A 12,511-nucleotide genomic window follows, 5' to 3' on the forward strand; every position below is an offset into this window, starting at 1 on the left:
ACTTCGCGGCATCATCAACTCGCATGCTGAAATGCTTCGAGCAGTTTAGAGCCTAGATCCGCGTCATCCAGGCTGCAATGTACAGCGCTCTGCTCCAAGCCTTCTCCGCCATAATTTCGGAAATTAGCTGTCGGAACCATGGATACCTTGTTAGCTTCAGACTCGATCCCGACTGATTTTGCCTTTTTGCCCAAAGCGGCCCAGGTCTTTACTCCCGCCGCTTCCAGGATGGGACGCTGTACGTCCTTCCACTGGGATTGAGGTGGATGCGCAACATCTTCAATCGAATTTGCAAGGGATTTGACGATCTCGGCAGTGAGCTTTTCTTGATCGTCTGCGCGGATTGAAAAAACTTCACCGTAGGCAATCCATAGCCCGGTGTCGGTCAATGACATTGCTTGCAGAAGAATGGTGTCGTTGATCATATATGCTGCAGACTTTTTCATTTTAGCCCTATGGAATGATGATCGGGTTCACGGTCACGCCCTTCGAAGCACCATACGTGATCGCATCGCGAATGGCAGCTTGCTGAGCGGCGGTGCCCGCATTTGGTATTGCCAAATCCAGTCCTCGTCCAGTGATCTGATTTGGCTTGATGGTCACGCCCGCCCAACCGTTGGGGCCGGTTCCATTGTAATTTGCAACGGTATCTATGTATCCCTTCAGTTGCCGCTTCAAAACGGAAATAGTTTGATATGTTTTCGCGTTAAGATCGGTGCTTTTGATGCTCGTCGCCATTCCTTTTTGAAATCTGTCTATGACGGGAAAGTTCTGAGGAAGATTCTGGCCTAGCTGTTTTTCGATTTCCGCTCCTCTGACGAACGGATTCTTGGTCCAAACGCTTGAAAGGCCGAGTGGATCTGACCAACTTTCGGGATTGTCGACATACCCCTGCGGCCGGTCACTGCCTTCCAAGCCAATCGGATCGGGGCTTGCATACTGCCCAATCAGCGGATCATAGTGCCGGTGGCGGTTGTAGTAGAGCCCCGTCTCTACGTCCTCGTACTGGCCGGGAAACCGCCACGGGCAGAGCGATACGGCGCTCGGCTTTTCGTATTTGGGCGCGAGCGCCAACGTGCCATAGGTTCGCTCTGACCGCACCGCGCCCCAGACGTGGTGATCGACGGCCCACACCAGATCGCCCCTGCGGTCGAACATCTCCTTTGGCGTGCCTAGGTGGTCGCAGACCACCGCCAGCATCTCGCCCGAAGCGGTCTGCCTGCCCAGCAGCCGGTGCGTGCCTTCTTCGAAGTGCCAGTGGGTTGCCATATCCGAGGCGACATGGCCGTCCAGCCGAAGTGGCGCTTCGGCGACCATATGGTCGCCATCCCAAAGATAGGCGGTTCCGACCATGGGCAACGCGTTACCAATACCACTCTCGGCCTGCTCGTCTTGGCTTCCGAAAGGGCGTGCGTCAGCGGGAATGCCGTCAGTGCCAACCAGTGAGGGAAACAGCCTTGCGGCCCTTTCCTTTTCCTCGCCGGAAAGCCGCCGCACTTTGGAGACACGCCTGCCGAAGGGATCGTAGCGGAACAGCCATTCCTCACCATCGAGCGTTTTGACGCCGACCAGACGATCATACGCATCCCAGCGATAACGCCAGCGTTCGGGCCGGAAACCATCGCGCTCGACACGCCGTTCGACCAGTCGGCCGCATTCGTCATGCGTCAACTGGATGCGCTCACCCTTCGGCCCGCGGGCAATCTGCACCACACCGCCGGCTGTCGTATTCCAGACCTGCGGCGCTCCTGCCGGTATGACAGAACCAAAGGCTTCGTCAAAAGCCTTGCCATAAGGTGTCGGCGCGTCCGGGGCATATTCGATCGAGGAGGATGCCCCGACCAGATTGCGGGCTTCATCATAGCGAAATCGTTCAGAACCGAAGCCCGCTTCCGAGTCGGTCAACTGGCCGTTGTCGTCGTGGGTGAGCCGGCGCGGCCCCCAGAGATTGTCGTCGATGGTAACAGGCGCAAAGGCGCGGTCGTATTCATAGGTCCGGCGAACTTGGCCTGGGCGGGTATGGCTGGCACGCGTAGCCGAGCGTTCCGATAGCGCATCCGGCACATTCCAGCCGAGGCGTGAAACATCCAGGCCGCTCTGACTTTGCGGTCCGGCCACCTGCGCCATCAACTGGCTGACGGAATCAAAACGCTGCTGAAGATGAAAACCGCCCATGCGGCGTCCGGTCTCGCGTCCGAGACTGTCATGGCTGAAGGAGAATTCAGCCTCACCCGAGATCAGCTTCTCGACGAGACCCAAAGGGTCGCGAACATATTCGGTGAGCATCTGACCGGGACCGACGATCTCGCGCAGGATACGATTGCCCATGACATCAAGCTTGGAGCGTACCCGCCTGCCGTTCTGCGTCTCGCTGACGATGCGGCCGTTGCGGTCGCGCCGATATTCGATCAGCGCCGCCTTGTTCTCGGCTCGTATCAGCAGGGCGCGACCATCGTACCAGAAGCGAGTGACGTCTTCGGCGTTCCCTTTGGCATCGAAGCTTTCGATGCGCCTCAGCAGGCCGGATTTATCATAGGCATAGCGAAGGTTCGCACCGTCCGGCTTGACCATCTCGGTGACCTGGCCGGCGGCATCGCGCGTATATCGGCGCACGCGGCCATCGAAATCTTCCTCCAGCACGACCCGGCCGGCGGCATCCCGCTCGAATGCATAGACGCGACCAGTGGCATTGGTAACGGAGATCACGCGACCTTCGATATCGGTCGAAAGCTTGAGAACGCCGCCCTTCGGATCGGTAATCGCTTCCAGCACACCGAAAGCGCCATAACGGTAAGTCCAGGTTCTTCCCTCGCCATCGCAGACAGTGGCAAGCTGGCCCGAGCCGTCAAACGAGCGCGAGGCGCGCACGCCATCTGGCCGAGTGACGGCGCTTGCCGTATCGAAGCCGCCGGCGCCGGACTGATAGGCCTGTCGCGTAACGTCACCATTCGGCGCGATCGTGGCGATCACGCGGTTGAAGGCATCGTATTCGAGACGGGTCGTGTTGCCCTTAGCGTCGGTCACGCTTTCGAGGCGGTTATAACGATTCCAGGTTCGCCGCTCGACCGCACCGTTCGGAAACCGTGTCTCGACGATATGCCCCAAGCCATCCCGCTGCAGTCGGGTGACATTGCCTTCCGCATCGGTTTCCGAGACCACATTCGATCGGGTGTCGTGCGCGTAGGTCGTGCGATTGCCTGCTCCATCGATGACGAGATGAAGCTCGCTGTCGTCACCCCAGATGTAGGTCGTGACGCGGCCTTCGGCATCCGTGTCCTCATGCACATGGCCGTGGCTGTCGTATCTCGTACGGCTTTCATTGCCATTGGCGTCTTTTGTCGCGATCCGAAAACCCGCCTGATCATAACGGTACAAGGTCGTGCCGCCGAGTGCGTCGGTTTCGGCCGTGATGTTCTGGCTTTCGTCATAAGCGAAGATCTGCGCCGTTTGCGCGCTGCCGCCGGGCAGATAACGGGTCTCGCCGTCCCCGTATTCGAAACGGTCGCCGTTCCAGATGCCATTGGTTTTCGTGGCGACGACGCGGCCGGCGTCGTCATAGGTGAAGTGCGTTTCCGACTGGCGGGTGATATTGTGCCAGGAGGACAACAAATCTTCCGTCGGCTGCCACGCGTAGCGCACCGACATGCCATAGGCGCAGTCCGCCGAAATCATCCGCCCGCGCTCGTCATAGGCATAGCGGGCCAGTTCCAGCTTGGTGCCGTCCGTGCCCAGCAATTCGATGCTCAGTCGGCGGCCGGCTGAATCGTTGGCGAAGGACAGCGATAGACCGTCCGGCCCGTCGACGCGCTCCAGCCATCCTTCGTCCGAGCGGTGCAGGACTAGCTCGAAGCCGTTCAACTCGTCGATTTTCTCGAGCCGATAGATCTTGTCGGGATATTGCTTGAAATGCTTGGTGACGCGGCCGTCCTTCAGGGTCAGCTGCTTCAGCCATGGCGCCTTGAGCGCCAGGTTCGGGTGAGCCTTGTTGGTCGAAGGCAGGAAATTGAACGGCCTGTCGAACCATATCTGACGGCCCTCGACATCGTGGAAGGCGAGCACGCCGTGGTCCGGATTGGCGAAGATCTCGTCGAACATCGAGATCTGGCAGGGGCCGAGCGGGCTCACATAGCCTGCGGGAAGCCCGAGCTGAAGACCCATGTAGCGGGCGCCGTCCAGCACGAAGGTCCCCGGAACCAGGAAATCGCGCCAGGTCTCCAGATATTCTCCTGTCGCAACCGAAACCGGTTCGCCGACCGTCGCCGCCTTGCCCTTGAGACCTTTCGCCACGCCATCGGTCAGAGCAATCATGGCCATGTCGCCCAGCGGCTCGCCCCAGTTTCCTGCCGATGCCTGTTTGGCCATGTTCGGAATGATCTGGAAGATGCCAGTCACCACGGACTTCCCGCGGTTATACAGGTTTTCGCCGGACTCCTTCGCCAGCCGCTCGCCTTCAGCCCTTAAGGCGGGGTCTGACGATTGCATCAACTCGCCGGCAGCCGCGCCTTTTCCAAAGTCGACGACCGTATTGCCGGCGCCTTCGACCATGCCCCACAATCCCTTGACCGCGCGAACCGGTGCGCCGAAGAAGCCCTTAACGTTATCCATGGTTGTATAGACCGGGGCGCCGTTCTGAAGCTTGGCGATCTCGCTGTCATAGTAGCGGATGGCGTCCTGCCGGGCCGTTTCAGGCACCGGCATCATCGCGTCGGGTCCGGCGATGCGCTCGGTGTATTCCTTATATTGGGCATCCGTCATCGACTCGGCGCCGCGCTTCATCTCGCGCAGCCGTGCGACCTCCTTACGTCTTTGTTCCTTGTGGGCCTCGTCTTCGTCCGCACTTGCGCCGCAGACCAGAATTGCATCGGCATTGGCGCTGCGGACGCTGTCATTCGTATGCGCGATGCAGCGTTCCCATGCCTGCTGGCGCCGCATCTTGACGACGAGAGCAGCTTCTCCGGTCGACTCGCGGGTGGACGTCAGCGTGTAGTCGCCCGTACCGCTCTGGTAGTCTGTCTCGCCAGCATCAGGCATCTCAGCCTCGCGCCCCCGCTATATCAGATATCGACGGAATCACCGGTTTTCTGTGGCTCCTGCGGCCCCGGATCGGACCGGTTGATCCATGCATCCTGGCGATGATGCCAGTTCGAAAATCCCATCGAGAACGAGAACACCGATCCGATATTGACGAGACCCCAGCCCTTGTAACCGGGGTTGACCGTGCCGCGGAGCGTGCCGGGTTCGTGCCCGGTCACCCCGGGGACGGCGCAGTTGAGCTGGCAGTCGAACTTGCCATTGTCGCGCACCGTCGGCGTATAACGTTCGGTTCGCTCCAGCGTCACCATCGAACAATAGGCCACGTCGACGACCGAAGACCCCACCGGCGTCTTACACACGTCCGGTCCTGCCGACGCGATCACGTTGGATGCGCACCGTCGCGCCGATACCATTGCCGGGCTCATGCCGCACTCCTGTCTTGATCGAGCGTGGTGTTCCCGGCCATCCCGATCGCCGCGCGGTTGATACGCGCCTGCACGTAAAGGTCCGGCTCGAAATTCAACCGCCAGCTTAGGAAGATGCGCCAGTCGTCCGGATTCCTTGCCGCGATGTCGAGGAACACCGTATCGAGATTCATAAACCTCTGCTCGAGCTCTCCATCCTCCGGAACGAGATCGACGAAGCAGATCTCTTTCGGCAGGTCGAATGCCACGGTCTCGGCGGCCGCCGACAGCCCGGTCAGCACGACACGTTCGGTTCCCCGAAGAAAGGGGCTGACGATCAGGTCGGGATGGGCCGAGTTATGATAGGCGGTGTCGTAATCCTTCGGCCAGGCGGGCCAGACATTGTCTTTCCAGTTCTGGTCGTAGGTTCCACCCAGCGGCCGGCGAGGCAGCCAGGCAGGTGGAATGGGGCCAAAGCTCTCAGGCCTTAGCTGGGCATAGGGGTCGGTCACCGCCGCGCGGGGATCCTCGATCTGGGGCGCCGGCACGCCGGCTGTGTGATCGGTCCATTCCGGGTCGATCTTGCCGCGGCCAAGCGGATTGCGATGATCGGTATCGAACACGGGATTGCCGTCGTCATCGACCCCCTGCGGAATTTCGCCGCCATAAGCGTATTCATAGTGCAGCGGCAGCTCGCCAATCGGCTCCGGTTCCGAAAGCTCCCAGCGATCGAAAGCGCGACGATGCTTTTGCCATTCCGCACGCTCCCCATTACCGAGTTCACGACGCCAACGCGGCTGCCAATGACGCGGCCCCGTCACTCGTAATGCCTTCTCCACTCTCGTGGTGCCGCTGCTTTCGATCGCAATGCTGCACTCCCAAAACCGCTTGCTCCGGCCGTTTGGGACACGCGCCACCGCATTGACGATGACATCCGTCGCCGGTTTGACCGGCACCAGGTCCGATGGGTGCCACAGTGAGGTCAGATTGACCGCGCCATGGCAGAGATCGGTAAACACCATCGGAGCCTGCTCCTCGGCAATCATCAGTTGGCCAGAGGGAGAAAGGGCGAAGGTTCCCTTGACGACGATGACGCCGAATTCGCGGCGATCGGAATCCTTGCTGTAGTAACGAATATTGGGGAAGGGCGTATAGTTCACCAGTTCCGGCAAGGCTGCACCCTCAATTGTTGTCGACCATCGGGGCGATAAGCTGGATGTGGCTCTCGGCTTCCACATAGATACGCACGCCCTTCAAGAGGATCGTGCCATCGTCCTTCATGATCAGGACGGACTTCGGCGGTTGTTCGTTGCCGTCTTCGTCCTTGCCGCCGCCGACCCCGATGAACAATTCCTTGCCGATCAAGACGTTCTTCGTATGGCCCACGGTCTGGTTGTAGACCTGGCCGACGGTCACCACCTTCGCGACGCCAACCTGTTCGGTCTGCGCCACCCCGACACTGGTGTTCTGCATTCGGCTGATCAGCGTGTTGAACACGCCTTGCCCGATCATCGACCCCACTTGCGATCCCAGCCCCGCACCGGAATTACGCATCGCATCACCCGCGTCACCGCGAAGCTCGCCGGCCTGCGCGTCATTGACGCCGGAGCGGACCTGGTCCATCGACGGCATCATTGAACCCAACATTCCGGAGGCCATTAGACCCGTATATCCCGCTATGCTCGACAGTACGCTTCCAGCCCCGCTCGAGGGCGACGATCCGCCGCCCGCGGCCGTCAGAGCGGCACTGGCATTCTTGTCCTCGCCCGAGGGACTATCCGCAGCGGCGGCTGACGCGAGCGACATGGCCTGCTGAAGCAGGCCCGAACTCGTGCCCGACAGCCCGGCAAGCAGCCCGCCGGCAATCAGGTTGGCCATGCCGCCGACGCCCCCGACCACCATGTTGAGACCGCCGCCGACCTGATGACTCATATTGGCGCCGACTTCCAGCGACTGGTTGGCGCCGATCGAATGCAGGGCATTGGCATCGACACGACTTGTCTGGTTGTTCAGCACCTTGGTGGTGTGATCCTTCTGCGCATGGACGAACATGTTCTCCTTGCCATTCTCGTCTTCGAAGGCAAGTTCGTTATAGCCGGTTCCCTTGTGCGTATTGGAGCGCATGACCATACGGGTTTTGTTCGCCGGCAAATCATAAGGCACGCCATTGCTCGGGTTCGGCACCACCCCTGTCACCAGCGGCCGATCTGGGTCACCGTCGATGAAGGCGACCATCACTTCCATGCCGATGCGTGGAATGGTTTGGCCGCCCCAGGTGGAACCGGCCCAGCTTTGGGCGACGCGCACCCAGCACGTGTCGGTCCCGTCCTTCTTGGCACGACGATCCCAGGGGAACCAGACCTTGATACGGCCATATCGGTCAGGGTGGATTTCTTCACCGGCCGGTCCGGCGACGATCGCTACCTGCGTGCCTTTAATTCTTGGGCGGCTGGTCGAGCGATGTGGGGTCATGGGAATACGCGAGGGAACCGCCTGGAACTCGTTGCGGTATTCCGGTTCGTTGGTCACCGTCTCATAGGATTGATCAACGGCATGATGGATCGCCTTGACGATCACATGCTCCTCGTAAACATTTTCCGGATGCGCTTCCTCGTAGGGCGTGAAGCGGCGGCCGGCTTCCAGAATGCGGGAAGTTGATCCGCCAAAGACATGATTATGATCCGCCTCGCTTGCCTGCATCCGCAGCTTTTGCGCCCGTTCGGCTTCGGACGGCGACGAAATACGGGCCGGATAATCGTAAAGCTCACGCTTCATCGCATCGGGCATCTGGATCAGCGACGGCGTCGTGTTGGCCGGCACCATATTCGGTGTCTCGAAATTCCAGTCAGCACCTGTGCGCTGGCCAGGGACGTAGGCGTATGTTCGCATCCATTCGTTGATGTGATTGCGGTCGGTGGAGCCTTGAGCCAAACGCACCTTCGCTTCGCCTTCAGCCGATGCGGATGGGCCGGTCCAGGAACCTGCACTGTCGCCAACATTCAGGCGATGGCTACCATGCTCGTGGCTGAACCAATAAAACAGGCCGTCCTCTTCGAAACGCCTTAGCAGATAATCGAGATCACTTTCGTTCCATTGCACGCTATAGTGCTGAGCTGGTGGCATTGAAACGATGCCGGAAACATTAGGTGCGGGAATACCGTGTTCAGAGAACAAGGTCTCGACGACATCAACTGAAGTCTTGTCCATCCAGATGCGGCAATCCGAGCGCTGCGACAAAAGCCACATCTGTGGTCGCAGCACCATAGAGTAGGAGCGCACCCCGCGGGTGATCGGCGGCCCCTCGTGCAAATGCGTCACCAATCCGTTGAATGGCCGACGCACCGAATCGCCGCCATCCTGGCCTTGCTTGACCTCGATACCGACGTCAACGAGCCGGCCGATCAACTCCTCCGGTTTGATCGCCTCCTTCTTTGCACGCACCGACAAATGAATTTCGAAGAGATGCGATACGCCCTCTTCCACCGAAACGCGTTCCGGAAGCAGCTGATCCGCACCTAGCGGCGAGATCACCCTCAGATTGCGGTGGGCTTGAATAAAATCAGAAACATTTGAGGGGCCGGTGTCCATAAAAATCCCAATTCGTCTCACGCGAAAACAGCATCGCTCACGGTCAAGCAATGCGGGAAAAATACACGCCAAGTTTGTGCGAGGGAATTAATGGCGCGCCCAGCAACGTCAAGACTTGGAATCCGGAATCAAGGAAAATTCAGCAGCAAACTGCTGATATCGAAGATATTTTTATTAGCGCCAGGAGTTGGGGAAGAGTCTGCGGTTGGTTTGCCTCCGATGCGCTTCATTTCGCATATAGACAAAACACATTCAGTAATTGTACTTGTGCAGACTGATTACTTTTGAACTGGAAAGCTTCTCAAGTGGATCAGACTAAACACACCGATGGATCGGCGACAAAGATCGAGCGTCAGACGGTCGACGCCGACAGATACGGTTTGACGCGTGAAGAAGCCAATAGCAACCGGGGCGCTGGATGGTCCGTGGGCCTAAAGCGCCGCGGTCATAAAATCGTTCGGCTGTTCAAGGACAGCCTCTATGGTTCATCCGAGGCAAGCTACTGCGAAGCCAGAGCCTATCGTGATGCGGTCATCTCCGCGCTTCCGCCGCCCACCAATCACGAGCAAGCGGTGCAAATTCGCAAAAACAATCAGAGTGGCATATCTGGTGTTCGGCGCATTGAGACAGAGACCGGCGACGCCTGGCAGGCGACGTTGATGACCAATGACGGCCAGAAACGCAAGACGTTTCCGATCGCAAACTTCGGCGAGGACGCCGCCAAATCCATGGCAATGGCGCAAAGGCTCCAGTGGCTGAAGGGTTTGCCCGTAAAGCATCTGGCCTATGCCCATCACGCGGAAGAAATAAGTCGGCAAAATTTTCCAGAGCACCTCGTCCCTCTGACCGATGCCTTCCCACAAGCCCAAATGAGTGATGAGGAGATGCTGGCGCGACTTGCGGTCATCAATGCCCGCTTCGATGTCAACCGACCTCCCCGACTGAGAGTGCGGGTGAAGCGTTATGTCAAGGAACGACTGTCTATTTCCATTTCGGATGCGGGACAGCCGGCACAACGCAGGCTTATTCAGCTCAACACGGGTAAGTTCACGCATGATGAAATACTCAGCGCTGCCAACGCCACGATCAGCGAGATCGTGGCGGAGCTTTACAGTGTCGAGGTGGCCCGTTGGTTTGAGGAGTCGCATGGCAGCTCTCTTCTTGCAGCCAACAAACTCTGTTCTTCGGGCGGTGTTAATGTTCTGGTTTGGATACCCAGTAATCTCGTTTAGTGCCTTGCCCCAAAGACATCAGCGGGAGTGTGTGGGATTGGCTCAATGTTCAGCAACGCGGCTGCGCAGCTTCGGAATGATTTATGAACGAGCGTGGTTTCAGTATGGTTGTTTAAGCGCACGGAGCCATATCTGAATGGGGGAGTGCTGCGATAGACGTCGCCAATATGCCGGCTCCAAACAATTTATCGCTCTTGAATGGATTCGAACTGACGACGCCGATCACCGGAGCGATGAATACTTGCCGGTGAGAGGGCTATCGTGGAGCATGCGTGCGAACGCCGGATCATTACAGGTGCGTGCTGCCCAAAAACCGGTAACTACCGGCATTAGTAATCATTTTGAATCGACCTCCTGCGTCGCCACAGGTGATCCCGTAGCAACGCAGAAGGGTAAAATGTTCCAAGCGATTGTGATCACCCGCTCGAGTCATTGCGAAATGAGCTTTGGCTCACTTCGCAATGGAAGCCCGAAGTCAGGCTGTCAGCTCATCGCGGTATGCATTGACGATACGTTGCACCATCGGTGCGAAATGCGAAAAGCTTGGCGTGACCATATCGGCAATCTTGCCGGCATCATCAAGATGGCGTACCCGCACGATTTCCTTGATATTCGGGTTTCTCTCAAACGCAGCGATCTCTTGGGCATTCATGGGGCCGCCCTGCAGTTTGAGCGAATGGATGGACGCTGCTGACAACTGCCCGAAATAGCCGGGATCGGTTGCGCAAATATAGCGCTTGGCCGCCACATGGTAACGCACACAGTCGACGACCATGCTTGGAAAGAAGCGTTCAAGCACCTGAGCACCCGCCTCTTCGTGATGCTTGTCGTGAACATCATCCATAGAGAACGTGCCGAACTCGCTGGTGAAATGGCCGATATCATGCAGCAGAGCGGCGACGATAAGGATCTCCGGTTCACCCTGCTGCTCGGCCATGTAGGCGCCTTGCAGCATGTGCTCGGCCATGGTGACGGGTTCGCCAAGATACTCTTCGCCGCCGCGGCGTTCAAAGATATCGGCGAGGAAGTCCACGATTGTCTCGGTTGACAGCTTTTCTGGATCGGGCTTCGTCATCATGCAGCCTTCCGGTCTTTCAATTCGATGGCGCCCAGCGTCGACAACAGGCCGTCCTTGTCGGCATAACAGCCCTGGAGCCATCGGGAGCCTGCACCGGAATATCCCTTGCGGGCGTGCAAAACGCGGGTGTTGTCGACAATGAAAGACTCACCCGGAGTGAGTTTGAATGTCACCTGCATTGATGTGTCATCGATGAGTTCGCCAAGCCGACGATAGGCGGCATAATAATCCGCCATATCCTCATAGGGAACGTCGGTGATCGCCGCCGTCGATCTGTTGTTGAAGCGGATGCCAATCAACTCGCCATCCGGCGCAAGTTCGAGCATCGGCCGGCGGGAACGCAGACAAACGCCGGCACTGCCGGAATATTCGTAATTCGCGCAGTATCGTGTCAGGAGCTCGAACCCCCGTGGGTTTTCCGCGCGCAACCGTTCTGCGGCGCGGAAGCCGTCGACGACCATGTTCTCGCCCCCCTCAGCCGAATTCTCCAGGCAATAGAGGATCTGGAGCGTCGGAACGGGGTCGCGGTAAGGATTGTCGGTATGGGCCTGCAGGCCAAGTCCGGTGTATGCGAGATTGGATGGGTTCACTTCGGTGCGAACCTCGAAGTGTCGACCGTAGTTGGTTTCGCGGACATAGCCAAAGAGATCTGCGACCTTGAACAGAGCACCATCTTCAACCGGGCCGCCAACGAGCTTGCCGAAGCCGTAACGGCGCACGCCATATAGCCAATCGCGCAAGGCGCTTTCGCTGCGGCTGACCGCGCTAAAATCGCCGACAGGGATTCCGGCGCTCAAGCCGGCATCCCATGTTTCGATGTCCGAGCCAGTCCAACCGGCAACCTTGTTCTGCCTGACGTCATAGCCGTGGTCTGCCAGCCACTTCGGATCGTAGCTGATCGTACGGTCTTCGGGCTGGAACGTCAGATGCAGCAATCCATCCTCAGATTTCGCTGCTGAAATACTGATATCGGCGGGTATGTCGCCAAGCGTAATCAGACGCTGTCCATTGCCGGGCGAGCGGGTGGCCTCGTCCCATGCATTGTCCCGCAACCAGACCGCATGAAACCGCTGCTTGGTGCCGTCCGGCCACCGGATTAAAACCGCGCGTCCCTCATCGATGAGATCAATTTCAGTCGTCATTAGCATATGTGCCTCCTGATAAGATGTCGGAAA

8 protein-coding genes are annotated in these 12,511 nt (G+C 58.6%); 1 reads left to right on the forward strand and 7 read right to left on the reverse strand.

What is annotated here, in order from left to right:
* Nucleotides 1–14 precede the first annotated feature (14 nt).
* From ACQZ6F_RS31950 to tssI, 5 genes are read right to left on the reverse strand one after another with little or no spacing between them, the layout of a single operon-like run.
* Nucleotides 15–425 (reverse strand): hypothetical protein, encoded by a 411-nt coding sequence (locus ACQZ6F_RS31950; protein ID WP_449096211.1) that lies wholly within the window; start codon nt 423–425, stop codon nt 15–17.
* Between the two features lie 28 nt (nt 426–453).
* Complete coding sequence (locus ACQZ6F_RS31955) at nt 454–5,031, reverse strand: RHS repeat-associated core domain-containing protein (protein ID WP_449096210.1); 4,578 nt, start codon at nt 5,029–5,031, stop codon at nt 454–456.
* Between the two features lie 23 nt (nt 5,032–5,054).
* Nucleotides 5,055–5,459 carry a PAAR-like domain-containing protein gene (locus ACQZ6F_RS31960; protein ID WP_449096209.1) on the reverse strand — a complete coding sequence of 135 codons (405 nt, stop codon included), beginning with the start codon at nt 5,457–5,459 and terminating at the stop codon, nt 5,055–5,057.
* The gene (locus tag ACQZ6F_RS31965; RefSeq protein ID WP_449096208.1) at nt 5,456–6,610 is read right to left on the reverse strand and encodes a DUF2169 family type VI secretion system accessory protein; all 1,155 of its coding nucleotides are present in this window, start codon (nt 6,608–6,610) and stop codon (nt 5,456–5,458) included. The genes ACQZ6F_RS31960 and ACQZ6F_RS31965 overlap by 4 nt, the downstream gene beginning before the upstream one ends.
* A 10-nt stretch (nt 6,611–6,620) precedes the next feature.
* The gene (gene tssI / locus ACQZ6F_RS31970) at nt 6,621–9,026 is read right to left on the reverse strand and encodes a type VI secretion system tip protein TssI/VgrG (RefSeq protein ID WP_449096207.1); all 2,406 of its coding nucleotides are present in this window, start codon (nt 9,024–9,026) and stop codon (nt 6,621–6,623) included.
* Nucleotides 9,027–9,331: 305 nt separating this feature from the next.
* Between tssI and ACQZ6F_RS31975 the strand changes: the two genes are divergently transcribed.
* Nucleotides 9,332–10,258, forward strand: a complete 927-nt coding sequence (locus ACQZ6F_RS31975) for a hypothetical protein (protein WP_449096206.1) — start codon at nt 9,332–9,334, stop codon at nt 10,256–10,258.
* Between the two features lie 475 nt (nt 10,259–10,733).
* On the opposite strand, the gene tmpB is transcribed toward ACQZ6F_RS31975, so the two are convergent.
* Both tmpB and tmpA read right to left on the reverse strand, forming a co-directional pair.
* Nucleotides 10,734–11,336 carry a (R)-1-hydroxy-2-trimethylaminoethylphosphonate oxygenase gene (gene tmpB / locus ACQZ6F_RS31980; RefSeq protein WP_449096205.1) on the reverse strand — a complete coding sequence of 201 codons (603 nt, stop codon included), beginning with the start codon at nt 11,334–11,336 and terminating at the stop codon, nt 10,734–10,736.
* Nucleotides 11,333–12,478 (reverse strand): 2-trimethylaminoethylphosphonate dioxygenase, encoded by a 1,146-nt coding sequence (gene tmpA, locus ACQZ6F_RS31985; RefSeq protein WP_449096204.1) that lies wholly within the window; start codon nt 12,476–12,478, stop codon nt 11,333–11,335. Before tmpA ends, tmpB begins: the two co-directional genes overlap by 4 nt.
* Nucleotides 12,479–12,511: the final 33 nt, after the last annotated feature.

Source organism: Rhizobium sp. A22-96 (assembly GCF_053521805.1).

Excerpts from the sequence above, each read along its gene's own strand:
- ACQZ6F_RS31960 (WP_449096209.1), bottom strand. The coding sequence starts at position 5,459 with ATGAGCCCGGCAATGGTATCGGCGCGACGGTGCGCATCCAACGTGATC.
- tmpB (WP_449096205.1), bottom strand. The coding sequence starts at position 11,336 with ATGATGACGAAGCCCGATCCAGAAAAGCTGTCAACCGAGACAATCGTG.
- ACQZ6F_RS31955 (WP_449096210.1), bottom strand. The coding sequence starts at position 5,031 with ATGCCTGATGCTGGCGAGACAGACTACCAGAGCGGTACGGGCGACTAC.
- tmpA (WP_449096204.1), bottom strand. The coding sequence starts at position 12,478 with ATGACGACTGAAATTGATCTCATCGATGAGGGACGCGCGGTTTTAATC.
- tssI (WP_449096207.1), bottom strand. The coding sequence starts at position 9,026 with ATGGACACCGGCCCCTCAAATGTTTCTGATTTTATTCAAGCCCACCGC.
- ACQZ6F_RS31950 (WP_449096211.1), bottom strand. The coding sequence starts at position 425 with ATGATCAACGACACCATTCTTCTGCAAGCAATGTCATTGACCGACACC.